This is a genomic window from Synechococcus sp. R5-13, assembly GCF_047462015.1.
In the GTDB taxonomy this organism is placed as follows: domain Bacteria; phylum Cyanobacteriota; class Cyanobacteriia; order Thermostichales; family Thermostichaceae; genus Thermostichus.
The window spans coordinates 1-24,187 of record NZ_JANSIL010000036.1; the positions used below are offsets into that span (position 1 = coordinate 1).

21 protein-coding genes and 1 tRNA gene are annotated in these 24,187 nt (G+C 59.9%); 10 read left to right on the forward strand and 12 right to left on the reverse strand.

Annotated elements, in window-relative coordinates; genetic code table 11:
- Window positions 1–326 precede the first annotated feature (326 nt).
- Window positions 327–1,868 (forward strand): glycogen synthase GlgA, encoded by a 1,542-nt coding sequence (gene glgA, locus NW840_RS03090; RefSeq protein WP_414342346.1) that lies wholly within the window; start codon window positions 327–329, stop codon window positions 1,866–1,868.
- 45 nt (window positions 1,869–1,913) lie between these two features.
- The gene (locus NW840_RS03095) at window positions 1,914–2,534 is read left to right on the forward strand and encodes a hypothetical protein (RefSeq protein ID WP_414342348.1); all 621 of its coding nucleotides are present in this window, start codon (window positions 1,914–1,916) and stop codon (window positions 2,532–2,534) included.
- Here the strand turns inward: NW840_RS03095 and rsmD are convergent.
- The 4 genes from rsmD to NW840_RS03115 all read right to left on the reverse strand — a co-directional run bounded on the left by rsmD (window position 2,531) and on the right by NW840_RS03115 (window position 5,448).
- The gene (gene rsmD / locus NW840_RS03100) at window positions 2,531–3,082 is read right to left on the reverse strand and encodes a 16S rRNA (guanine(966)-N(2))-methyltransferase RsmD (protein ID WP_011433333.1); all 552 of its coding nucleotides are present in this window, start codon (window positions 3,080–3,082) and stop codon (window positions 2,531–2,533) included. The two genes, NW840_RS03095 and rsmD, sit on opposite strands and share 4 nt — an antisense overlap.
- Window positions 3,083–3,091: 9 nt before the next feature.
- The gene (locus NW840_RS03105) at window positions 3,092–3,979 is read right to left on the reverse strand and encodes a Sll0314/Alr1548 family TPR repeat-containing protein (RefSeq protein WP_414330032.1); all 888 of its coding nucleotides are present in this window, start codon (window positions 3,977–3,979) and stop codon (window positions 3,092–3,094) included.
- Between the two features lie 39 nt (window positions 3,980–4,018).
- On the reverse strand, window positions 4,019–4,780 hold the full coding sequence (locus NW840_RS03110; RefSeq protein ID WP_414342349.1) for a HEAT repeat domain-containing protein: 762 nt from the start codon (window positions 4,778–4,780) through the stop codon (window positions 4,019–4,021).
- 583 nt (window positions 4,781–5,363) lie between these two features.
- Window positions 5,364–5,448: transfer RNA gene (locus NW840_RS03115), tRNA-Ser, on the reverse strand.
- 256 nt (window positions 5,449–5,704) lie between these two features.
- Here NW840_RS03115 and NW840_RS03120 point away from each other — a divergent pair.
- Window positions 5,705–6,226: a TerB family tellurite resistance protein gene (locus tag NW840_RS03120; protein ID WP_414342350.1), complete on the forward strand. Its 522-nt coding sequence runs from the start codon at window positions 5,705–5,707 to the stop codon at window positions 6,224–6,226.
- On the opposite strand, the gene NW840_RS03125 is transcribed toward NW840_RS03120, so the two are convergent.
- Window positions 6,165–6,602 (reverse strand): tetratricopeptide repeat protein, encoded by a 438-nt coding sequence (locus tag NW840_RS03125; protein WP_414342352.1) that lies wholly within the window; start codon window positions 6,600–6,602, stop codon window positions 6,165–6,167. The two genes, NW840_RS03120 and NW840_RS03125, sit on opposite strands and share 62 nt — an antisense overlap.
- Before the next feature lie 260 nt (window positions 6,603–6,862).
- Between NW840_RS03125 and NW840_RS03130 the strand changes: the two genes are divergently transcribed.
- Window positions 6,863–7,495 carry a DUF4384 domain-containing protein gene (locus NW840_RS03130; RefSeq protein ID WP_414330041.1) on the forward strand — a complete coding sequence of 211 codons (633 nt, stop codon included), beginning with the start codon at window positions 6,863–6,865 and terminating at the stop codon, window positions 7,493–7,495.
- 198 nt (window positions 7,496–7,693) lie between these two features.
- The gene (locus NW840_RS03135) at window positions 7,694–8,089 is read left to right on the forward strand and encodes a DUF4346 domain-containing protein (RefSeq protein ID WP_414342353.1); all 396 of its coding nucleotides are present in this window, start codon (window positions 7,694–7,696) and stop codon (window positions 8,087–8,089) included.
- A 211-nt stretch (window positions 8,090–8,300) separates the two neighbouring features.
- Here the strand turns inward: NW840_RS03135 and groL are convergent, their stop codons facing one another.
- The 4 genes from groL to NW840_RS03155 all read right to left on the reverse strand — a co-directional run bounded on the left by groL (window position 8,301) and on the right by NW840_RS03155 (window position 12,150).
- Window positions 8,301–9,929, reverse strand: coding sequence for a chaperonin GroEL (gene groL / locus NW840_RS03140; RefSeq protein ID WP_414342354.1), 1,629 nt, complete (start codon window positions 9,927–9,929; stop codon window positions 8,301–8,303).
- A 199-nt stretch (window positions 9,930–10,128) separates the two neighbouring features.
- Entirely contained in the window at window positions 10,129–10,455 is a 327-nt protein-coding gene (locus tag NW840_RS03145) for a 30S ribosomal protein PSRP-3 (protein ID WP_414330048.1), read from the reverse strand.
- Window positions 10,456–10,543: 88 nt separating this feature from the next.
- On the reverse strand, window positions 10,544–11,659 hold the full coding sequence (locus tag NW840_RS03150) for an NAD(P)/FAD-dependent oxidoreductase (protein ID WP_414342355.1): 1,116 nt from the start codon (window positions 11,657–11,659) through the stop codon (window positions 10,544–10,546).
- 11 nt (window positions 11,660–11,670) lie between these two features.
- The gene (locus tag NW840_RS03155) at window positions 11,671–12,150 is read right to left on the reverse strand and encodes a GNAT family N-acetyltransferase (RefSeq protein WP_414342356.1); all 480 of its coding nucleotides are present in this window, start codon (window positions 12,148–12,150) and stop codon (window positions 11,671–11,673) included.
- A gap of 152 nt (window positions 12,151–12,302) precedes the next feature.
- Between NW840_RS03155 and NW840_RS03160 the strand changes: the two genes are divergently transcribed.
- Window positions 12,303–13,055 carry a Uma2 family endonuclease gene (locus NW840_RS03160; protein ID WP_414342358.1) on the forward strand — a complete coding sequence of 251 codons (753 nt, stop codon included), beginning with the start codon at window positions 12,303–12,305 and terminating at the stop codon, window positions 13,053–13,055.
- 87 nt (window positions 13,056–13,142) lie between these two features.
- Window positions 13,143–13,775, forward strand: coding sequence for a lysophospholipid acyltransferase family protein (locus tag NW840_RS03165; RefSeq protein ID WP_414342360.1), 633 nt, complete (start codon window positions 13,143–13,145; stop codon window positions 13,773–13,775).
- Here NW840_RS03165 and NW840_RS03170 read toward each other — a convergent pair.
- Window positions 13,744–14,193: a (2Fe-2S) ferredoxin domain-containing protein gene (locus tag NW840_RS03170; RefSeq protein WP_414331431.1), complete on the reverse strand. Its 450-nt coding sequence runs from the start codon at window positions 14,191–14,193 to the stop codon at window positions 13,744–13,746. The genes NW840_RS03165 and NW840_RS03170 overlap by 32 nt on opposite strands.
- Before the next feature lie 59 nt (window positions 14,194–14,252).
- On the opposite strand from NW840_RS03170, the gene NW840_RS03175 reads away from it, so the two are divergent.
- Window positions 14,253–14,813 carry a 2'-5' RNA ligase family protein gene (locus tag NW840_RS03175; protein ID WP_414342362.1) on the forward strand — a complete coding sequence of 187 codons (561 nt, stop codon included), beginning with the start codon at window positions 14,253–14,255 and terminating at the stop codon, window positions 14,811–14,813.
- A 34-nt stretch (window positions 14,814–14,847) separates the two neighbouring features.
- Here NW840_RS03175 and gap read toward each other — a convergent pair whose 3' ends face one another.
- Together gap and NW840_RS03185 are read right to left on the reverse strand one after the other, a co-directional pair.
- Complete coding sequence (gap, locus tag NW840_RS03180; RefSeq protein ID WP_011433307.1) at window positions 14,848–15,867, reverse strand: type I glyceraldehyde-3-phosphate dehydrogenase; 1,020 nt, start codon at window positions 15,865–15,867, stop codon at window positions 14,848–14,850.
- Window positions 15,868–16,023: 156 nt separating this feature from the next.
- On the reverse strand, window positions 16,024–16,584 hold the full coding sequence (locus NW840_RS03185; RefSeq protein ID WP_414342364.1) for a Crp/Fnr family transcriptional regulator: 561 nt from the start codon (window positions 16,582–16,584) through the stop codon (window positions 16,024–16,026).
- A 97-nt stretch (window positions 16,585–16,681) separates the two neighbouring features.
- Between NW840_RS03185 and NW840_RS03190 the strand changes: the two genes are divergently transcribed.
- Window positions 16,682–19,576 (forward strand): helicase-related protein, encoded by a 2,895-nt coding sequence (locus NW840_RS03190; protein ID WP_414342365.1) that lies wholly within the window; start codon window positions 16,682–16,684, stop codon window positions 19,574–19,576.
- Window positions 19,573–24,153, forward strand: coding sequence for a DUF559 domain-containing protein (locus tag NW840_RS03195; protein ID WP_414342367.1), 4,581 nt, complete (start codon window positions 19,573–19,575; stop codon window positions 24,151–24,153). The genes NW840_RS03190 and NW840_RS03195 overlap by 4 nt, the downstream gene beginning before the upstream one ends.
- Window positions 24,154–24,187 lie beyond the last annotated feature (34 nt).

Here is a 24,187-nt window from a genome sequence, read left to right on the forward strand (position 1 = left end):
GCTTGAGCCAGTCATCGACGATGTCGAACCATCCTCGCTCCTGACGCACGCGCCCTACCGCTATGGTCATAGGACGATATCTCCAGAACAATGACGACGAATAAAGTGCAATACAGCAGCGCCCACAACAGTTCTGAGCAGCACTGTCCTTCCATCTTACGAAAAATCAATAAGTTGCAACATAACCTCAAGATGAGGCGCTGCATCAGCTCATCCGGCGCAGGGATCCCTTGTGTTTTAGGATGGGAAGGGTTTTGGCTGAGGGCAACTGAGCCGGGATCCGTTCGCGGCGGCGGAGCGGAGCCCACAACAACAGGGAGGGCAGCGTGGTTCAAGCCAGGATTTTGTTCGCAGCGGCAGAGGCAGCACCTCTGGCCAAGGTGGGGGGCATGGCGGATGTGGTGGGATCCCTGCCTGTCGTTTTGCGCAAGCTGGGTCAGGATGTCCGCATCATCATGCCTCTGTATGGCTTTCTCTGGGACAAGTTCGGCCAGGAACCGGGGCAATACCCCCGCTCGAAAGATCCCATCTGGTCTAAACAGGTCATGGGTCAGGTGGCCGATATTTACGAAAGCGTTTTGCCCGGCACCGATGTGCCCCTCTACTTGGTCAGCCACTACTGCTTTGCTCCCCACCGCATCTACTACGGCGAGGACGAGTTCTGGCGCTTCACCTTTTTTGCCAACGCCGTAGCCGAATTTGCCTGGACTTACTACCCCTGGAAACCCAACATCATCCACTGCCACGATTGGCACACCGGCATGATCCCGGCCTGGATGCACCAAGCTCCCGATATTGGCACGGTGTTCACCATCCACAACCTGGCCTACCAAGGGCCCTGGCGCTGGCAACTGGAGCGCATGACCTGGCTGCCCTGGTATTTTTCTGCCCACAACACCATGGCTGCCGGGATCCTCTACGCCGACCAAGTGAACACCGTCTCGCCCACCTATGCGATGGAAATTCGCACCCCTCTGCATGGGGAAGGACTGCAGGACTTGTTGGCCTGGAAAGGGGAACGGTTGCGAGGAATTTTGAATGGGATCGACATCGACAGATTTGATCCCCGCACCGACCCAGACCTAGAGGCCAATTTCAGCATCGATGATCTCAGCGGGCGGGCGACCAACAAAGCCACGCTACAGGCCAAGTTGGGCTTGACCGTTAACCCAGATACCTTCCTGATGGGCATGGTGGCCCGTTTGGTGGAGCAAAAAGGGATCGACTTGCTCATCCAAGCCCTGGATCGCTTTTTGGCCTACAGCGACGCGCAATTTGTTTTGCTGGGAGGCAGCGGCGAAGCCTACTACGAAGGGCGGATCCGGGAGATGGCCGAGCGGCACCCGGGCAAAATGGCCTACCAAAAAGGCTACCAACCCAAGCTGGCCCAGTTGATCTACGGGGGGGCAGATGCGTTTTTGATGCCCAGCCGCTTTGAGCCCTGCGGCATCAGCCAGATGATCGCCATGCGCTATGGGTGTGTGCCCATCGTCCGCCGCACGGGGGGGCTGGTGGATACGGTCAGCCACCACATCCCCAGCAAGGGGATCGGCACCGGCTACTGCTTTGACCGCTACGAAGCCCTGGACTTCTACACCTGTCTGGCGCGGGCTTGGGAAGCCTTCCAGCACAAAGAAACTTGGCAAGCGCTGCAGAAGCGGGGCATGGCCAGCGATTTCAGTTGGCACCGCTCAGCGCTGGAATACCTGCGCATGTATGAGCTGATTCTCAACCTACCGCTGCTGCCGGAAAAGCCTCCAGAGCCACCCAACTCGCCCAGCTCCTCTCCGCCCAAGCTCAAGAAGCCCATCTCCTCCCAGCCTCGCTCCAAAGGGATCCCTAAGCTGCAGCAAAGGCACGAGGAGTAGGGTAGAGTGGAACGGGTCAAAAAAGGTTTTGGGGGTTACCCGCACATGATTGGACGACGTCCTACTGTTGCTTCCCAAGGCTGTCGCCAGGACGCCATCGCACAGGGGCTCAGCCTTCTGCGCCGTTCTTGGGCGCGGTTGGTTTTCGGCGTACTGCTCGGCCTTGTCCTGGGCATGGGCTCCACCTTCTGGGCCACTGCTCAGCAGCTCCCCACCGGGCAACAGCTTATTCCCAATCCGCAGCAGTTTCGCGCCCTAGAGCAGCCCAGCAGCGCCCTCAGCGCATTGCGAGCCGAACAACTGGCCGCCGAAGCCAATGCCGCCATCCAAGCGCAAAACTACGACCAGGCTGTCGAGCTGCTGCAGCAGGTGTTCAACGCCTACAACCAGCGCTCCAACTACCACCAAGATCTCTCCCGCGCCTTTGCCGGGATCCAAAACCGCATCTCCGAAGAACAGCGGGAGCTGGCCCGTGTTGCCGCCCAAGCTCGGGATCAAGCCGCCTACGATTTGGCCGTGGTCTACCGCGCCGCCGGGCGACCGGAAGAGGCCGTGGGCTGGCTGATCCAGGTCATCAACAGCCAGAGCCCAACCCGCGAGCTGGGCACCCAAGCCTACCAGCAGCTCTTGGAAATCGGCTTCGTCAGCACTCCCTTCCCCAGCTAGAGCTGCTCTTCCAGATTGCGATAGAAAGCCAGCGCCGTTTGCCCATAGGTTCGTTGGTCAAAGCGCAGCAGGGATCCCACCTGGTCTGGTAGCTTCTGGCCGCTGCGATGCTCGACGATCAGGGTTCCCCCTGGCTTGAGCAAGGGCGGGATCAGGGGCAGGAGCGGGGCGTACAGACCGGCCTCGTAGGGAGGAGCAAAGTACACGTAATCAAATGGCTCCAAGTTCAGGCCGCGGCTGAGCAGCTTGCGGGCATCCCCCTGAATGACCTGGAAAGATTGCCCCAGCTGCGCCACCTTGGCCCAGTTGGCTCGGATGATGCGGCAGGCAGGGGCGGCAATCTCGATCCCGGCCACAAAAGCGGCCCCCTGACACAGAGCTTCTGCTCCCACCGTACCGGCCCCACAGCACAGATCCAGCCAGCGACAGCCTTCCACCTGCCCTTGCAAGATGTTGAACAAGGCCTGCCTCACCCGGCCAGGGGTGGGTCGGGTGCCCAAGCCAGCGGGAGTTTGCAGCGCTCGTTTGCCGCTGATGCGCAGGCTCATGGGATCCCTTCAGGGGCTAGGCGTGGCCGGCAACTGGCCGGTCAACCCACTGCGCTGGGCGGCGCGATCCCGCTCCATCTGGATTTGCTCCACCAAAGGTTGGGGCAGTTGGGCGGAAGCTTGCAGGGCCTGATCGAAAAGGGGGACGGCCTCTCGGTCTTGCCCTTTGGAAACCAGAATTTGCGCCTTGAGGTAGTAAAGCTCGGGGTTGCTGCAAGAAGCAGCAATGGCTCGATCCACCGCCTCCAGCGCCTCGTCAAAGCGCTGCATATCCCGGTAGGCCAGAGCTTGGCCGCGGTAGGACAGATAGTCAGGAGCTGCCATCCGAAACTGATTTAGAGCCTTCTCCCGGTAGGTCAGCAGCAAATCCATGTAGCCGTTGAGCAGATTGAGCTCCGGATCGCTGCTGTCCACTGCTTGGGCGGCCCGGATGGAGGCAAACAATTGATTGAGGGTGGGCAGAGCCTTGGGCAAACCGATGACCACCCCATCTCGCACCACTATGTTGGCTGCCTCTAGCCCGTAGCCCACACCCTCATAAAGGTTGCCCCGCAAGGGATCCGTCTTTTTCAGCTCGGCAGCCACCTGTCGGGTTTGGGTAGCCAACCGGGCAAATGCTTCCAGGTCTCCCTCCTGATAAGCCAGCGCCGCCAACAGGGCATAGACCATCGGCTCTTCGGGGGAGGCCTTCTTGGCCATTTCCAGTTTTTCCCGGCTCTGGCTGTAGCGGCCTGCACAGAAGAACTCTTCAAAAGCTGCCGCCACCTCCGGCCTGATGGGGCGGGCATTGTCCCCGCTGCGGAAGGGATCCTGCGCCCAAACGGGCAGAGCGGATCCCCACACCCAACAAATCACCCCCAGCAGTTTGCCCAGCCTGCTCATTTTGCCGATACTCATCCCCAGTGCCTCAACTCCCACCCCCATCTAACCCTCTCTTCAGCGCAGCAGTTGGGCAATCGAAGCAATAGCGGCATCTTGAACCAACTCATTGGGCTCATAGGCCAGAAGATCGTGCAAGGGATCCAAGGCGCGCGGATCCCCAATTTGGCCGAGGGCACGGGCCGCCGCCTCCCGCACCACCGGCTCATCGTCCGCAAGCTTGGTCAGCAAAGCCGGCACCGCCTCCACCACCCGCATTTGCCCCAACCGGTAAATGGTTTGCAGTTGAGCCTCCAGAGGGGTTGCTGGGAGAGCAGAGCTGTACACAGAAATACCCGCAGAACCGTCGTAGGAATAGCCGCCATAGGCCATCGAGATGGCCGAGAGAGCCTGCAACGCCTCTAGGGCACGAGATCGCTCTGCCCCGCTCATCTGGGGCAATTGAGCCACCAGATCATCAAAAGCTTGCTGCACAGGATCGACAGCCGCAACCTGTTGGGCAATGCGAGTTAATTGGCGATCCGCCTGCACCTGCTGCCAAGACTGGAACGCCGTCAGACCTGCCACTATCAAAGCCGCATCGGCCAGAATGGCCAGCAGCGCCATTCCTCCCCAAATCTTGCTGCGACGGCTGAGCCTTCGCATTTGCTTATCCACATAGACAAAGGCTTGGTGCTGCCGTTCCCAAAAGTCGGGGGCCACCTGCAGAGTTTGAGCGCTCAGATCGGGAGACAGAAGGTTTTCCTCGCGGGCTACCTCCAGGCTCTGTAGCCTTTGATTCAAGCGAGAAAATTGTTTCGTCCAGAGCCAAGTAAACATCAGGTCACGTCCTCTCTGCAAACCTGCCATCGAGAACCAAGTCTTGCTGACACAACATTGTGCAGGACATTGTGCGGGAACATTATGCGGGCTGTGCTGGCGTTCAGTGTCAGGCAAGGTTGGCCCACTTTCCCCTGGGATCCCAGAGGGGGAGCTTATGCGACAGGATAACAAAAGCGTCAGCTCCCCACCACCGGTCTTTACCCTAGAATCGCAGGATGCTTCTCAGTGTAGAGAGGCCGACGAAGGACGCAGAGAGGTTGACCGCGCTTGTGTGAGTGCTATGCACCGCTTCGCAACCGAGAGAACTCAAAGGCTACCGCGTCCAGCTTCCCGACACCCGGCTGACCGCTTGATCCATTCTGCCGCTGCCTGAGGAGATGCCATGACCACTGCCCTCACTCCCCGTAAAAGCTGTTGCTGAGTCGGTTCTGGCATCAAGCTCTCTCAATGTCTAGATAACTAGTGGATAACTAGTGCTATCTAGTGTTGTACGCCCCTATCCCTGACCGCCTCTCGTTCCCCCAGAAGCGATATGTGAATCTCTGTAGCTGCGGCCCGTTGGGCATCACCTCCAGGTAAGCGGAGAGGGTGGGATTCGAACCCACGGTGGCGTGAACCACGGCAGTTTTCAAGACTGCTTCCTTAAACCGCTCGGACACCTCTCCAAACTGCTGGGATCCCCAGACTTTATTCATTATTCATTTATGCTACGCAATGGGCTTCAGGCTGTGCAATCACCAGCCGACCACAACCTCCACAGACTTATCGGATCCCCTCGGCAAAAGCCCCCCCTTCGACCGGGTAGGCAGCACCTATCTTGGCTTGAGCCAAGGCTGCCGGCCATCGAGGAGATACCAAACTTAACCAGAACTGGCCGGGATCCCCTTCTACACTGGCAGATAAGCCACCCCAGGAGGATATATGCCCACTCCACCCCCGCCCGGCATTACTCCCAAGCAGATGAATCTGCTGCGAGCCGTCACTGCGATGGCCTGGTCTGATGGTGCGCTAGAGGCTGCGGAAGTAGAACTCATCGCCCAGCAACTCTCTCAGCATTTTGCTTCGGATCCCGACCAGCGGGCCAGCTTGGCGCAAGAGATCCGCCAGTACCTAGTGCAGCAAGTCCCGTTGGAGGAGGTGCTGTCGAAAATCGGCGATGAGGCCGAGAAGCGTCTCATCCTCAAGTTGGGCTACCTGGTGATTGCCGCCAGCGCTCGCAGCCCGGAGGAGCCCGTGGTGAATCTGGAAGAGCTGGATGCTTTTCGGCAGTTGGTGGAAAAGCTGCAACTGTCACCGGCAGTGGTGCAACAGGTCTCTCAAGAGGCAGAGGCTGAGCTGGGGGATCCCAGCATTGCGCCGATTGAAGTCTTGGTGCAGGGGTTTACCCGCCACTGCCGCCGGAGACCTGAGTGGACGCCTGATGGTTGCGAATGGCCCGCTTGACCAAATTGAGGAAGGCAAAGGCCCGTTGGTCGGTCGGATCCAAGCGCATCACCGCTTGAAAGGCTGCTTCCGCCTGTTGCAGAACGGCCAGATCGATTTGTCCATCCTCATCGGCTTCCAGTTGGGCCTTTTGCAAGAGGAGGGCCCCTCGATTGTAATGGGCTGCCACATGGTTGGGATCTGCCGCCAAAACGGCTTCCAGCTCTGCCAGGGCCGGATCCAGATAGCCGCTCATGCCCAGTACCCAGGCCAGCTTGTAACGAGCTTCGGTATGGGTTGGATCGGCAGCAACCGCCTGGCGAAACGCTTGGATGGCAGCCTGAAAATCGCCCGCTTGTACCGCTGCAATGCCCTCTTGGTAGCTATCGTGAGCCATGAGCAAGTTTGGGGTTGAATGGGAACCTGGCGTGAGGTTATTTGCAGCTTAACCCTTGCCAAACGTGTTGCCCCCAATTCCCATCCTAGATGCCGAGAACAGAGCCGTGCCCCCGCTGGTTTACCGTCTTTTCCCTCTTGGGGGTGCCATCTGCAGCAGGAGAAACTGCCGCGGCAAGAGATTGGAGATTGCGCAAAGCCTGACCCGCATAACCTGCGCCCCTTCCTAGGATGAACATAGCCATTGATTGGGTGTGAACCATGAACGCCAAACTGCTTTTCCTACCGCTGGCTTTGGGGCTGTCTGTGGCTCCGACCACCGCTGTTTTTCCGCAAACCCTAGGCATCTACCCTCCTTTACAAAGGCTGCAACTGGCCGATACTCGTCAGTTGGATGTTGGCACCCGCTCCATCATTGTCAACCCCGTTCCTTCCGACCTGCGGGTGAATCTGGAGCTGGATCGGCACGGGTCTAACCCCATCTACCGGCCTGGCGAGCCGATTGCCATTACCCTGAGCACCAACCGCGATGCCTACGTTTACCTGTTCAGCATCCAAGCCGATGGCCGTACCCATCTGATTTTGCCCAACCGCTTTTCCGGTGGCAACGAGTTTCTGCGGGCCGGAGAAGTGCGCACCTTCCCGCCGCCAGGGGCCAGCTACCGGTTGACCATCGCTCCACCCTTCGGCCAAGCCCAGGTGTTGGCGGTGGCATCCCCCCGTCCGCTGAACTTCCAGGAGATCGCCTCTTTCGAGCAGAGTGGCTCCTTTGCCGACGTGCGGGTGCGGGGATCCCAACTGGGCAATGCCATTGCCCGCGCCATTATTGTCGAGGGGATCCCTTCTGACCAGTGGGTGACGGCCACTCGGTTCTATCGGGTTGCCCCGCGCTAATCCAAGCTCTGAGAACTTGGGTTAGGGGAGCCGCACAGGATCCCCTTCATCGGGTATATGACCAGCCCCACCGTTCAAGCTGGGAAGGAAGTCAACCACCCCAAAGGCTGCCCAAAGATTGGGTTCATCTGCCACAATGAGAGCAGCCAAAGGTAGTCTCGGCTACGTTTCTCCTGTGCGGTTTTGGTCGGCCATTCTATGTCCCCTTCCTCCAAGCCCCTGAGCGAGCAGATTCGCAGTATTGACGACCATCTCTCCCGCCGCCCCCTGGATCTGGATCCGGCGGGCTATTTCGTCATCTACTTGGATCGGGAGCAGAACCTCATTTGCGCCAAGTACTACAGTACGGTGATCAACGAGCGGGGGCTGGCCACCGATCCGGAGACAGGAGCTGTGATCCCGGCAAAGGGCCCCGTCAACCGATCCCCTGAACGGGTGTATGTTGGGCGCACGGCCAAAGAACTGTGTGTACAGATCTTTGAAAAGGAGCAGGAGAGAGTGGTCTCCCAGCTCAGCCATGCGGCCTACTTGGGAAGGGAGTTTCAAAAAGCCGAAGCTGCCCTGATCTCCGGCGAGGAGTACATCCAAGACTAAGCCCGCCCATGCAGCGCCAGAACTCACCAGAGACCTAGCAGGGGGGCCCCGGCATTTATGCCTGGAGAGGGAGCGCTATCCAATCTGCTACACCAGGCAAGCAGGCACCAGAGACGGATGTTTAAGGCGCCGGTGAGCTAGCCCGAAGGGGCAGCCTTGGGAAACCCGGTCTAGGGATCCCAGAAGCCCCTGACTTTGGCTGTGGGGTAGTTCACATCATCCCCTTAGCTCCAGAGCCAGCCGCCGAGGCCGCCGGTTTGGGCTCAGGCTTCTCCACCACAATCGCTTCGGTTGTGAGGTACATTCCGGCTATGGAAGCCGCGTTTTGCAGCGCTGAGCGCACCACTTTGGCCGGATCGACGATCCCCTGGGCAAACATATCCACATAGGTTCCGCTCAGGGCATCGAAGCCAAAGGGCATCTCCTTCTCCAAAACCTTTTCCACCACCACTGACCCTTCCAGACCGGCATTGTGGGCAATCTGAAAGAGAGGGGCCTGCAAGGCTCGGTAAACAATTTCTGCCCCCACCTGTTCTTCGGCATTCAACTTGGCCTTGAAAGCCGGGATCCCTTTGGAGAGGTGCAATAGCGTCGCCCCGCCGCCAGGGACGATCCCTTCTTCCACCGCAGCTCGGGTGGCATTCAGGGCATCCTCAATGCGCAGCTTGCGGTCTTTGAGTTCGGTTTCAGTAGCGGCCCCCACTTTGATGACTGCTACCCCCCCAGCTAACTTGGCGATGCGTTCTTGCAGTTTCTCGCGGTCGTACTCGGAATCGGTGGTTTCCAGTTGCTTGCGAATTTGAGCCACCCGCTTTTCCACCGCCGCTTTGGTGCTGCCATCGGTCACAATGGTGGTCTTGTCTTTGGTGACGGTGATCTTGCGGGCCACCCCCATCATGTCCAGGGTGACCTTATCCAGCTTGATGCCAACATCCTCAGAGATGAGCTGCCCGCCGGTGAGAATGGCGATATCTTCCAGCATGGCTTTGCGCCGATCCCCAAAAGCCGGAGCCTTGACCGCCACCGCATTGAGTACCCCCCGCAGGCGGTTCACCACCAATGTGGCCAGAGCCTCTCCCTCCACATCCTCCGCAATGACCAGAAGAGGCCGACCCTCGCGGGCCACCCGCTCTAGGATGGGCACCAGATCTTGCAGGCTGGAGATCTTGTTGCTGGTAATCAGCAGATAAGCATTCTCGTACTCGGCCACCATCCGCTCCGAGTCGGTGACGAAATAGGGGGAAATGTAGCCGCGGTCAAACTGCATCCCCTCCACCACGTCCAACTCGGTTTCCAGCGACTTGGATTCTTCGACCGTGATCACCCCATCTCGCCCTACAGCATCCATGGCCTTGGCGATCATCTCTCCCACTTCGCTGTCATTGCCAGCAGAGATAGTGGCTACTTCGGCGATGGTCTTACGGCCTTCCACAGGCTTGGCATGAGCTGCAATTTGCTCCACCAAGTAGGCAGTGGTCTTTTCAATGCCGCGCCGCAGAGCCACAGGGTTGGCGCCCGCCGAGATGTTTTTGAGCCCTTCCCGCACCATGCTTTGGGCCAGGATGGTGGCTGTGGTGGTACCATCTCCGGCCACATCGTTGGTCTTAGAGGCCACTTCCCGCATCAACTGGGCGCCTGTGTTCTCCAAGGGATCCGCCAACTCAATTTCCTTGGCAATCGTGACCCCGTCGTTGACGATTTGGGGGGCACCAAACTTCTTCTCCAAGACCACGTTGCGTCCTTTGGGGCCAATCGTAACCTTGATTGCATCCGCCAGTTGGTTGATGCCCTGCTCCAATGCCTTGCGGGCCTCTTCTCTAAACAGAATCCGCTTTGCCATAGAATCCGCGATCCTCGTAAGTCTGACTGGGCTCCTACTTTGGGTACTGCCAGGCGGAGTGGGGTTCCCAGGAATCCTCCGGCTCGGCTAGCAGGGAGTTAGCACTCTAAACTCCCGAGTGCCAATCTAGCTCAAAGACGGGAGCCTGAGCAAGATGGGCAGATCCGGAGTCACGTTTTGGCTGACAGGGGGGAGAGGGCTAGGAGTTGCCGCCGATCAGGATGTCGGGAAACTGGGCCTGGGCTTCGCTGATGGGGCGGTTGCGCCCGCCGTTTTGCCAGTAGTTGATGAGTTCGGTGGCTCGGTTGAGCAGCTCGATGCGATCCACTTCGCTGATCCAAGTTTTGCTTTCCAGCTCAGCCTTAAGCTGCTCCCAAGCGTCATCCCGCGGCCAGAAAAAGTAGTGGGTGAGGGGGCTGCGGTTTTTGGCCACCACCTGATCGACGGCAATAGCCAAATCGTTTTCCAACCAGAGGGCTTTTAGGGCGAACTTCGGCAAGGCTCTCTTCTCCTTTGGGCTACTCAACGGACGATCCGATCCTAACCAGGCAGCCTTTCATTCTGACATATGTCCTGTCCATCGGCGGGCCGAGAGCCGGAAGATGGATACGGGCTCAGCCCTGTCTGGGGGCAAAGGGCCCTAGATCACAGAGGGCTGTTTCCCCTTTCAGTACCAAGTCCCGCAGGATGGCGGCGCTGATCGGGGCCAGCAACACTCCATTGCGATAATGGCCGGTGGCAATGAGCAGATTGGCGTAGCCAGGAGCCCAACCCAGGATGGGAGCGCGCTGTCCCACTGGTCGAGGCCGATGGCCGGCCCAATGCTCCAACAAAGTTGCTTCGGCCAAAGCCGGGCAGAGTCGGATGGCGCGGGCCAGCAGATCTTGTAGCGCCAGCAGCGTCGGCTCGGGATGAGGGGCCTGAAATTCCACTGTTGACCCCACCCACAGGGATCCATCCCCCAGGGGAACCAGATGCAGATCCGCGTCGGTGACCACGGGCCCCAGGGGGATCCCGGGGGCTTTGACCCGCAGGGCCTGACCTTTGACCGCTTGCAGCGGCACCTGCAGCCCCAGCTCTTTGGCCAGAGGAGAGCTGCCCAGACCTGCCGCCAGGATGACGTGCCCTGCCGAGAGGGTGAGAGCGGGCGTGTAAACCGTTTGCAGGCGAAAGGGGGGATCCGAGCTGCGCTGAATCTTCTGGACAGGCTGGTGGAAGAAAAAGCGGGATCCCTTGCGTTGGGCTGCTTCCAAGAGAGCCTGGGTTAGGAGCTTGGGTTGGACTTGTCGATCCTGGGGAGAGTAGATGGCCGCCGCCGGGTCGCTGCGCAGGCCGGGCTGCAGGGATCCCACTTCGGCAGGGCTGAGCAGATCTAGGCGGTAACCTGCTTGTCGGCGGGCCGCCAGGGTCTCTTGCCAAGCTTCCACTTCCTCCTCCCTGAGGAGTTTGAGAATGCCGCGCCGATTGACGGGCAAACTCCGGCCCAAGTCTTCCTCCAGCCGCGCAATTAGGGGATCGAACTGCTCCAGGCTTTTCAGGCGAAGCTGAACCGTCTCCCCACCCGCTTGCCGACTGGAAATGCCCACCAATACCCCCAGAGCTGCCCCTGTCGAGCCGGCGGCAGGATCCCCGGCATCCACTCCAATGACCGACAGCCCAGCTGTGGCCAATTCGTAGGCGATGGCACAGCCCACCACTCCACAGCCGATCACCAGCACATCACAGTTCAACAGCCCAACCCTCAACGGAGACGCTTTTCGTAGTGATACTCCACAGAGTTGCTGCGATCGTGCAATTCACGAATTTCCGGCAGACGTACATAGCCGAGCCGTTCATAGACCCGATGAGCCGTCGTGAAGCGAGTATCTGTCCACAGATGCAGAGAGTCCGCCTGCCGCTGCCGAGCCGCAAATTCGGCCTGTTCAATCAAACGCCGACCCAAACCCCGACCCCGCACTGCAGGCAGGGTGTAGAGTTTTTTCAGCTCCATGCGCCCAGGGATCCCATCGGGCACAAGGCCGACACAGCCGACCACTTGATCCTGATGCTGCGCCACCCAAAGGGATCCCCCCATCTCCGCGAAAGCTGTGGCAGGCTGAAGCAACTCCGGCACCTCTTCGATGTCCAATACACAGCCTGGATACTCCGCAAAGACCACTTGCAAAATGTGGAGCAGAGCCGCACTGTCCGAGTTTTCCGCAGGACGGATGTCGATCTGCATCGAGCAGCGAAGAAAAAGAAATCATCGTTAAGTAAAGCTTTCTCGATTGTACCTGGGCTTGCTCGAGGACTCTGTTTTCTCTGTTTCTCAGGGAGCAGAGGATCCCTGAGGTGAGCAGCTAAGATCGCTAGCATCCCCAACCCCATCTGCCCATGGATACTGAACTGCTGGTTCCCGACGTTGCCGACCTTGTGACGGAGGACGATACCCCGGTGGATAATTTCGCCTCCGAAAAGCAGCAGCGCCTCTTGACAGGGGCTCTCTACAGCGCTTTGCGCGGCAAAACCTTTTTAGCAGCGGCAAATGTAGGCATCTACACCGCCATCGGTCGGCCCCCGATTGTGCCGGATGTTTTTCTCAGCCTGGACGTCACGGTGCCGGAGCAATGGTGGGAGAAGCAAAACCGTTGCTACCTGCTCTGGCAATTTGACAAGCCGCCGGATGTGGTGATCGAGATCGTCTCCAACCGCGAAGGCGACGAGCTGGAAGGCAAGCTGAGCCGTTATGAGCAGATGCGAGTTAGCTACTACGCGGTCTTCGATCCCAATCATGAGCTGGGGCCAGAGGAGTTGCGCATTTTCGAACTGCGGGGCCGCCACTACGCGGAAATGACCGAGACCTGGCTAGAACAGGTGGGGCTGGGCCTGACGGTGTGGGAAGGCGTTTTTGAGGGGAAACAAGCTCGCTGGCTGCGCTGGTGTGATGCCCAAGGGCAGTTGCTGCTGACCGGCGATGAACGGGCTGAGTTGGAGCGGGAACGGGCGGAGCAGGAACGTCAACGGGCGGAACAAGAACGCCAAAGAGCCGAACAAGAACGCCAACGGGCGGAACAGGAACGTCAACGGGCGGAGCGTCTGGCGGCAAGATTGCGGGCTTCGGGTGAGGATCCCGATTTGGAGAGCTGAAGCCCAGGGATCCCCTTCAGCACCCACCCTCCACTACACTCAGAGAGGGAACTGCTGCCGGAGTGGCAGGGATCGTTGGACTCACAGATGGGTTATCGCCGCCGGGATTGGTTGGCCTACTGGCTGCTCAAGTGGCTGGTGGTCAACCCTCTGTTTCGTGGGCTGTATTTTGGGCGCACCTGGGGGCAAGAAAAGGTGCCTCGCCAGGGATCCCTCATCGTCGTCAGCAACCACGCCAGCCATTTGGATCCGCCGCTGGTGGCCAATGCGGTGCGCCGCCCGGTAGCCTTCATGGCCAAGGAAGAGCTGTTTCGGGTGCCGGGGTTGAAGCAAGCGATTCAGCTCTACGGGGCCTATCCGGTCAAAAGAGGCGGCTCTGACCGCGCTGCCCTGCGGGCCACGGAAGCAGCTTTGGCGCAGGGATGGGCGGTAGGGATCTTTTTGAATGGCACTCGTACCCCCGATGGCCGCATTCCTCAGCCCCACTTGGGAGCGGCCTTGGTTGCAGCCCGCACCCAAACGCCTCTGCTGCCTGTAGCCCTTTGGGGCACGGAAAAGGTCTTGCCCAAGGGATCCCGGTGGCCGCGCTTGTTCTGCCCCATCACGGTGCGCATTGGCGACGTGATTCCCCCCCCTGCTTCCAGCGATAAGGCCGATTTGCAGCAGGTGACGGCAGAGTGCGTGCAGGCTATCCATGCCCTTTTGGATCAGGGGCGCTGAGGGTATCTTGGGCTACCAGATACTCAACAACAGGGATCCCTCCCAAGATGTGCTTTTGAAGAATCTCCTCCACCACCTCCGGCGTGACCGAGTGGTACCAAAACCCACCGGGATAGACCAGCAGCACAGGGCCGGGAACAGCATAGTCGCATGCCCGCAGGCAGTTGGCTTTGGTGCGGTGTACCCGCAGGGATCCCCCGCTCCCGATTTCCAGGTTCAATTCCTTGATCCGCGATTTCAAATAGTCCCAGGCTTCCAATCCCACGGCTTTCTCACAACATTTGGGCTTGGTTTGATCTGCACAAAGGAACAAATGCCACTGGTAGGGCGGAATGGGAGCCGGCTGAGGCGCTTGGCCTGGGGATCCGGTTGCCGAGGAGGGATCCAGGATAGGGGAAGAAGCGACAGGACGCGACATAACAAGATGTTTGGGCTTGGCTACAGTTGCATTATCCCCTGTTCTCTAGGTTCTTACCGATGCTGGTGGATAACCCCAAGCAGCGACTGTTTCTTGCTCTGCTCCCCCCTCCAGCACTGCAAGAGCAGGTGACAGCCATCAAACAGCAGTTTGCCGAGCAATTTGCCAGCCAAGCGGCCCTGCGCTCGCCTCCCCACATCACTCTGGTGCCGCCGTTCGAGTGGTCCAGTTCCGATCTGCCGGCCTTGACGGGATCCCTAGAGGCCTTTGCCAGGCGTCAGACCCCCGTCTCCATCCAGCTATCCGGCTTTGGGGCCTTCGCGCCGCGTGTCATTTTTATTCACGTCGTGCCCTCCCCAGAACTGCAGCGGCTACAAGCTCAAGCCCATCACCACATGGGGCTCCTTCTCAACCGGAAAGAAACGACCGCTCAAGCCCGTCCGTTTGTGCCCCACATAACCGTGGCCTTTCGAGATCTAACCCCCGCCCACTTTCGCGCCGCCTGGCCAGAGTTCAAGACGCGTTCTTTCCAGAGTGCGTTTGTAGCGTCAGCTTTGACGCTCCTCCTCCACGACGGCAAACGTTGGCAGGTTTTTGCCCAGTTCTCGATGGGGGAATAATGGAGAACAGAAGAGGGTTGCCAACCGAAGCAGCCTACTCCACCCAGTGAGCGGCCATGTATTCCGCCAAGTCCAACACCCGCTGGGAGTAGCCCCACTCGTTGTCGTACCAAGCCATGACCTTGACCAGATCCCCATCCAGCACACTGGTCATCTCCGCATCCACAATGGCCGAGCAGTCGTGGCCGCGGTAGTCGATGGAGACCAAGGGAATATCCGAGTAGGCGATGATCCCTTTCATCGTGGTTTCCGAGGCTTCCTTCAGGGCAGCGTTTACCTCCTCGGCAATCACGCGCCGCTCCGTCTGCACCACCAAGTCCACCAGAGACACATTGGGCGTGGGAACCCGTACCGCCACCCCATTCAGCTTGCCTTTCAGCTCCGGGATCACCAAAGCCACCGCCTTGGCAGCCCCCGTGGTGGTGGGCACCATGCTCAATGCTGCTGCCCGGGCCCGCCGCAGATCGCGGTGACCACCATCTAAGATCCGCTGGTCGCCGGTGTAACTGTGGGTGGTGGTCATGGTGGCACGGAGGACGCCGAACTTGTCCAGCAACACCTTGATGATCGGGGCAAGGCAGTTGGTGGTGCAGCTGGCGTTGCTGACAATGTTGTGCCGCACCGGGTCGTAGGTGTGTTGATTAACACCGTAGACAAACGTGGGAATGTCTCCCCCCTTGGCCGGGGCGGTGATCACCACCTTTTTGGCCCCCGCTTCTATGTGCTTAGAGGCACCCTGGTAGTCGACAAAAACACCTGTAGCTTCAATAACAAGATCCACCTTCCACTCTTTCCAGGGCAGGTTGCTGGGGTTGCGGTCGGAAACGGCATAGATATGCTTGCCGTTCACCACCAAACCGTTTTCTGCAGGCTCAACGTCTGCTCCCTGCAACGGCCCAAGGATGGAATCGTACTTGAGCAGGTGGGCAGCCGTGCGAGCATCTGAGGTGTCGTTGATGGCAACAATGTCCAGGTTGGACTGGGAGCGACCCAGCCAACAGCGCAAAAAGTTGCGACCAATGCGACCAAACCCGTTGATGGCTACCCTAACCACTGCTCCTGACCTCGCTGCTTGAAATCTCTTGGGGGCTGCTGCCTAGCACATGATATCGCAACCCCTGAACATTCTGAAGACAAAATTTGGGATCCAAGGGGTTGTCTTCGTGGACGTTGACCTGCAAACCTATGCGGAGCAGGGATTGAGCCTCTTTCAAGCGGGATAGCGCTGGTGCAGCAGAGCCATAGCCGAGGCTACATTTTCTACCCCTCGCTGCTCCAGAAGATCCGTGAACATACTATCCAGCCAGTAAAGGTGCTCGCTGATGATCTGGCTCCAGGCGCGGTAGAGTTTCACCTGGACTTCCAGAGGCAACAGGATCAGCCCCTCGTTGGAGAGGCGCAGGGTCTGCACCTCGGTTATGGTCACTGCTGTAAAGGAGCGCCGCCGTCCCGTCAGCAGAGAAAGTTCCCCAAACAAACGCCCGGCGTGCAGCGTAGCCAGCCAATAATCTCCCGGATGTCGCACATATTGGCGACGCAGCTCCACTACTCCACTGAGGATCATGTACAGGTCACTGCTGGGATCCCCCTCTTGAAAGATCACCTGGCCAGGAGAGAAGCGGCTGGGCAACAGGGCTGCCGTCAGCGCCTTCCACTCGGCATCTTCCAAAGATTGGAAGAGCAAGTGCTCGCGAACACGCTCAAACGGATAACGGGGGCTGCTCATGATGTCGGTGGGCCAGAGGGGTACCTGAGGCCGGCTCCGTTTCATCCTACCGCTGCCGGCAGGGTATTGGGAGATGGGAGAGAGTTGTCCCCAAAGAGTATCTAAGATGCAATGGAAAAGGTAGGTCGCTCCCAGGGATCCCATGCAGCCTGGCTCAATTGTCCGCTGCCGCAACCGCGAGTGGGTGGTGCTCCCCGCTGATTCAGAAGAAATTGTGGTGCTGCGGCCCCTCACCGGCACCCCAGAAGATGCGGTTTGCATTCACCGACACCTGATGAACCTTGTGGGCGGCACCTTGCCCTTCGAGCGAGTGGAGCCTACCGCCTTTCCTTGGCCCTCTGGGGATCATCCTGCCGATGCCACCAGTACCCTTCTCCTCTGGCAGGCGGCCCGGCTGATTTTACGGGAGGGCGCAACTCCCTTTCGCTCTCTGGGGCGCCTCTCGATTCGGCCACGGGTATACCAGTTTGTGCCCTTGCTCATGGCGCTGCGCCTCGATCCGGTGCGGCTATTGATTGCCGACGACGTAGGGGTGGGCAAGACCATCGAGGCGCTGCTGATAGCCAGGGAGCTTTTGGATCGCGGCGAGATCCGACGCCTTTGTGTCCTGTGCCCTCCCTATTTGTGCGAGCAGTGGGCCAGCGAGCTGGCCGAGAAGTTTAACCTGGAGCCAGTGGTCATCCGCTCGGGAACGGTGGGGCAATTGGAGCGAAAAACCCCTGTTGGGCGCAGCCTCTACGAGCACTTTCCTGTCCAGGTGGCCAGCATTGACTTCGTCAAGACCGAGCGCAACCGCCACCCATTTCTGCAATTTTGTCCTGAGCTGGTCATTGCCGACGAAGTCCATGGGGCAGCGGCGGCCCATGGCAAAAACCAGCAGGAGCGCCACAGTCTGCTCAAAGCGGTGGCCCAAAACCCCAACCGCCACCTGATCCTGCTGACGGCAACTCCCCACAGCGGTGTCGAAGAGGCCTTCCGCTCGCTGCTGGGGCTGCTGCGGCCCGAGTTCGAGACATGGGATCTCCAGGATCTCAACGAAGACCAACGCGTCCAGCTAGCCCGTCATTTTGTCCAGCGCACGCGGCGAGATATTCGGGAAACTTGGCAGGAGCTCACCTGTTTTCCAACCCGGGAAGCTGAAGATGAAACCTACACCCTTTCTGAGGGGCAGCGCAAGCTGTTCGAGGACACCTATGGGTTTTGCTCGGAATTGGTGTGCACAGGGCAGCAACTAGAGAAGCGCCAGCAGCGAGTGCGCTACTGGGGAGCGCTGGCCCTTTTGCGCTGCGTAATGTCCAGCCCGGCGGCAGCAGTAGCGGCATTGCACAATCGCAGCGGAGCAACCCTGGAGGCAGAAGAAGAGGTTGAGGCAGAACTGAGCCGCTGGGTGTTCGAGTCGGCAGAAGAGCGTACCGACGATGAGCTGCCAACGCCAGCTCTTGAAGCCGCAGACCCAACCCTGCCGGATAGCGACCGCCGCCGGTTGCAGGCCCTGGCCCGTCTGGCCAAACAGCTCCAGGGCCCAGAGCACGACACCAAACTGGCGCGGGCCATCGAGCTGGTGAAAAAGTTGCTTCAGGAAGGTTTTCATCCCATCCTCTGGTGCCGCTACGTTGCCACTGCGGAGTATCTGGACAGTTACCTTCGGCAACAGCTGGGATCCCCAGCCCAAGTAGCCTGTGTAACGGGCAGGATGGGAGACGAGGAGCGGGAGGCCAAGATCGCGAACCTGGAAGTTGACCGACCACGGGTGCTGGTGGCCACCGACTGCCTCTCGGAAGGGATCAACCTGCAGGAAAAGTTTACAGCCGTCATCCACTACGACCTGCCCTGGAACCCCAATCGGCTGGAGCAGCGGGAGGGCCGGGTGGATCGCTACGGCCAAAAGGCCAGCCGGGTCAAGGTCATCCGCTTTTTTGGCCGCGACAACCCCGTAGATGGCGTGGTACTGGAGGTGTTGCTCAACAAAGCGCGGGAGATCCACCGCACCCTGGGCACCCACGTGCCTGTGCCGGAGGCTAGCGAAAGCGTTACCCAGGCTGTGCTCGAAGCCCTCTTCCTGCGCAAGGGACACTGGTCCGCCGAGCGCCAGCTAACCCTCGATCTTGGCGTGCCGGAAGTGGATGAGTTTCACCGGCGCTGGGATCGCTCTGTCGAACAGGAGCGGCGCAACCGCACCCGTTTTGCCCAGCGGGCCCTCAAGCCTGAGGCAGTGCAGCGGGAGCTGGAGGCCACCGATGCCGTGCTAGGGGATCCCGAAGCTGTGCGCGAATTCTTCCTGGCTGCCGCCCAGCGCCTCAACCTAGCCATAACCCCAGGGAAGCGGTCGGGGGTCTACCAGGTTAGCGTCGGCTCCGAAGCCACTGCCACCTTGCCGGAAGCCATTCGCCTGGCCCTGCCCTCTCTCAAAGGCGGGCGTTGGCTAATCAGCTTCGACTCGCCCACGCCCGAAGGTGCCGAATACATTGGCCGCAACCACCGCGTCGTGGTTGCCCTGGCCCAGTTTTTGCTGGAGGAAGCCCTCGACAACCCAGAGAAAGGGGATGCTGTCGTCTCCCGCTGCGGCGCTCTACGCACCCGAGCGGTAGTTGATCTTACAACTCTACTGCTGCTGCGGGTGCGCTACCTGGTGGAGCAACCCCAGGGGCAGCCTCTCTTGGCGGAAGAGGTGCTGGTGCTAGGCGGTGTTGGCCTGGAGAGCGGCGAGGCCCGCTGGCTGGAGACGGGCGCAGCTCTCCAACTGCTGGCCACGGCCAAGCCGGATGAGAACCTACCGCTAGCGGAAAAGCGGGAGCTGGTTCAGCATCTCCTGGCCTGTCTCGGCCCGTGGCAGGAGACAGAGGAAAACTGGGGAAGGGATCACCGGCTGCAGCAGGCGGCGCGGGAGCGGATTTTGCAGCGTGCTGCTGAGCTGGAGGCTGCCCATAGGCGCATCCGCCAAGCCGTGTCCCTACAGGGGCGGGGGCTGAAGGTGAAGCCGCAGCTTCCCCCCGATCTTTTAGGACTCCTTGTTCTCCAACCGGTGGTTTGCCGATGAGCGAGTTTTCTGGGGTACGCATCGAAGGAGGCCTGTTGGGGCCCGATATTCTCGAAAAGCTGCTGGCAGGGGATCTGCCAGGACAGAAGCCAGAAGACTTCGGCTTTAACAGCAAGCGCGGCCCAGTCGAAGAGATTGCCGCGGTCTTTGCCGATTGTCGAAAGTACTGGGAGGCCTTCCAGAGCCGCCTGCAGCGCCTGCCCGAAAGCGATCTCGCCACCAGCATCACCCGCGATGCCTGGGCGATCCCCTTCTTCAGTTTGCTGGGGATCGAGGTGCGCTATCAACCGCGCGCCTGCGAGGTGGACGGAATGAACTTCCCCATCTCGCATCGCATGGGCGAGGCGGAAGACGCGCCACCGGTGCACATCGTCGGCGCGCGCCAGGAGCTGGGCCGCGTGCCGGCTTCTGGCCGGCCTCGCCTGGCACCCCACTCGCTGCTGCAGGAGTATCTCAACCGCAGCGAGCACCTCTGGGGCATTGTTACCAACGGATTGACCCTGCGCCTCCTGCGGGACTCCACCTATGTGCGTCGGCAGGCCTATGTGGAGTTTGACCTGAAGCAGATCCTAGAGGAGCAGCGGTTTAACGACTTTGCCATCCTCTTTCGGCTGCTGCACCGCAGCCGCTTGCCCCAAACGGCAGAGCTAGCAGGGGATTGTCTGCTGGAAAAGTACTACCAACAGGCCCTGGAGCAGGGTGGCCGGGTACGGGAACGGCTGCGGGAGGGGGTTGAGGAGTGCATCAGGTTGCTGGCAAATGGGTTCCTGGCCCATCCCAAGAACCAGAGGCTGAGAGCGCGGCTCTTGTCGGATCCCAGGGAGCTCTACCGCCAACTGCTGCGCTTGGTCTACCGGTTCCTGTTCCTCTTGGTTTCCGAAGAGCGGGGGTTGATGAGCAGCGCGGCGCTCTATCGCGAGCACTACAGCGTGACGCGGCTGCGGCGGTTTTTGGATCGGCAAAGTGCCCAAGACGAACACGAGGATCTCTGGTGCAGCTTGCGGGTGCTCTGGAGGGTGCTTTCCCAAGAGGAGCTGGCGGAGCTGCTGGGGGCTGCTCCTCTCAACGGAGAGCTGTTTGCCCCTCTGGAGCTGGATGAGTGCAGCCTGAGCAACCGGGATCTGCTGCAAGCCTTTTCGCACCTAGCCTACTACCGAGAAAGCCCCACCTCTCCCCTTCGGCGGGTCAACTACGCGGCGCTGGATGTAGAAGAACTGGGATCCGTCTACGAAAGCTTGCTCGACTATCAGCCTCAGATTGTAACTGGGCAAGGGGCGCCTCGCTTTGAGTTGAGCTACGGCTCAGAGCGCAAGAGCACAGGCTCCTACTACACCCCGCCGGAGCTAGTGGCCGAACTCATCCGCTCGGCGCTGGAGCCAGTGATTGAAGAACGGCTGAAAGCCGCTCGCCCACCTGAGGAAAAAGAGCAAGCGATTTTGTCCATCCGTGTGTGTGATCCCGCCTGCGGATCCGGTCACTTCCTGCTTGCTGCCGCCCGCAGGTTGGGCAAGGAACTGGCAAAGATCCGCACCGGCGAAGAGGAACCCGCCCCCGAGCGTGTCCGCGAGGCCATCCGCGATGTGGTGGCGCACTGCATCTACGGCGTGGACAAAAACCCGCTGGCGGTGGAACTCTGCCGCGTGGCCCTGTGGCTGGAGGCCCACTGCGCCGGCAAGCCCCTCACCTTCCTGGATCACCACATCAAGTGCGGCGATTCGCTGGTGGGTGTCTTGGATTTGGCGATTTTGGAAAAGGGCATCCCCGATGAAGCCTTTACCCCGGTTAGCGCTGACTCCAAGGAGGCTGCCCGCTCGCTAAAGCAGCGCAATCGCACCGAGTGCCAGAGTTTGCAAACAGGGCAGCTTTCCCTTGCTTTTGACACTGACCAGGTGGTGGCTGAGCTTAGCCAGGAGCGACAGAAGCTAGAAGCCATTCCAGACAACTCCCCGGCAGAGGTTAGCCGCAAGCAGCAGCTCTACAGCCGCTACTGCCAAGACCCGCAACACCAAAAGCTAGTGGAAGCCTGCAACCTGTGGACAGCCGCTTTTTTCCAGCCCTTGATCCCTGACTTCTCTAGGGCCATTACCACCCAAGCCGTGGCTGATCGACTGCAGGAGAGAACCCCCTCCCAGGCCCTTGCCACTGCTCAGGCCCTCGCCGTCGAGAATCGGTTTTTCCACTGGCCGCTGGAGTTCCCGGAGGTGTTTGAAAGTGGCGGCTTCGATGTCATCCTCGGCAACCCGCCCTGGGAGCAAATTCAACTGGAAGAGCAGGAATTCTTCGCCAGCCGCGATGCCCAGATCGCCCGCGCCTCTAATGCCGCCGCCCGCAAACGGCTGATCGCCGACCTACCCAAGACCAACCCCGCCCTCTGGCACGACTACCAGCGTGCCCTGCACGGCGCCGAAAGCACCAGCCGCTTTTTACGGGGCAGTGGTCAATATCCCCTCGCCGGCCGCGGCCGTATCAACACCTACTCGGTCTTTGCCGAACGGGTGCGTAGCCTGCTCAATATCCGGGGGCGGGCGGGCATCATCGTCCCCACCGGCATCGCCACCGACGCGACCAACCAGTTCTTCTTCGCCGATCTGGCAGGCAAGGGACAACTGGCCAGTCTGTTCGATTTTGAAAACCGTGAAGCGCTCTTTCCCGACGTACATCGCAGTTACAAATTCTGCCTGCTCACCCTCACTGGCAGCCGTACCCAGACCGACGCCACCACCTTTACCTTCTTCGCCACCCGCACCGAACATCTGCGCGACCCGCGTCGCGTTTTCACCCTCACAGCGGACGACATTGCCCGCATCAACCCCAACACCCGCACCCTGCCCGTCTTCCGCACTCGCCAGGATGCCGACCTGACCCGCGCCATCTATCAGCGCGTGCCGGTACTGGTGAACGAACACACGGGAGAAAACTCTTGGGGCGTGCGCTTCATGGCGATGTTCAACATGTCCAACTCGCACCTCTTCCGCACCCGTGCAGAGCTGGAAAAGCAAGGTTACCGGCTGGTGGGGAACCGGTTTGTGCCCTCACCCCCTGGCCCCCTCTCCCACACTGTGGGAGAGGGGGGAGAACCCTCACCCCCTAACCCCCTCTCCCGCGCTGCGGGAGAAGGAGGGTACGAATTACCCAGGGCCAGCCGAGAACTGATTGCCAGGGCGCGGCAGTTGCGTCGCGAGGCGACGACCGCCGAAAGCCTGCTCTGGGAATTGTTGCGTGACCGTCGGCTGCTAGGCCGAAAATTCCGGCGTCAACATCCGATTGGACAATTCATCGCCGATTTCTTCTGTGACGATGCCCGCCTGATCATTGAGATAGATGGCGCCGTGCACCGTGAACCCACTCAGCAGGAACGCGACCGTTTGCGGGAGGAAATCCTGCGCGAACATGGCTTTGCCATGCTGCGCTTTACCAATGAGCAGATATTCGACCACACAGAACAAGTCCTCCAAGAGATTGCTGCCTATGTCACTGCCCATTCCTACGAGCATCCTTCTCCCCTCTCCCAAAGCCTTGGGAGAGGGGCCGGGGGTGAGGGCTACCTCCCCCTCTACGAAGCCAAGATGATCTGGCACTACGACCACCGCTACGGCACCTATGAGGGCGTGCGCGACCGCGCCAGCACCCAACTGCCCACGCCTGATGAGCACCAGCACGCCGACCCGCACTTTGTTGTCCAGCCCTGGTACTGGGTATCGGCAGAAGAAGTGCAAGCCCGCCTGGGCGCGTGGCAACGCGGCTGGCTGCTGGGCTTCCGGAATGTGGCACGTTCTACGGATAAGCGCACCGCCATCTTCAGCCTGCTGCCCAGAGTTGGGGTAGGAGATACGATGCCCATAGTCCTTACGGGTGAGATTTCGGCTATTCATCTCTCGTGTTTTCTAGCCAATCTAAATGTCCTGATTTTTGATTGGGCATTGCGCCAGAAAATTGGTGGGACGCATCTTACTCCCTTCATCCTCCGCCAACTCCCTATTTTTCCCCCCACTGCCTACACCCCCGCCGATCTCGCCTTCATTGTGCCGCGCGCACTGGAACTGACCTATACTGCCTGGGATCTCAAGCCCTTCGCCGACGATGTGTGGAACGAAGCTGATGACGGGCTGCGGGCAGCCATCCATGCTGCGTGGGATGCAAACCGTATTGCTGTCGGCAGGCATGAATGGCGCCTGCCATCCTGGATCAGCGCTTACCCGGAGATCGAAACCAACCCGCAGAAGGGCATCCCCTTTCCGCCCTTTCGCTGGGACGAAGACCGCCGCGCGGTGCTGCGTGCCGAACTCGATGCGTACTACGCCCGGCTCTACGGCCTCACCCGCAAGCAACTGCGCTACATCCTCGACCCGGCAGACCTCACCGAACGCGAACTGGAAGACATACTCGACCCGCGGGAAGAGGTGGCAGACCCGCTCGACCCGGCTGGCTACGCTACCCGCGCTGCTGCTAGCACCTTCCCCGGCGAAACCTTTCGCGTGCTGAAGGAGAAGGAGATACGTCAATACGGCGAATACCGCACCCGGCGGCTGGTACTGGAGGCGTGGGAGAAGCTGGCGAAGCACTCAATAAAAGCTTAGAATACACATAGATCTGCATTTCTATACACACAAG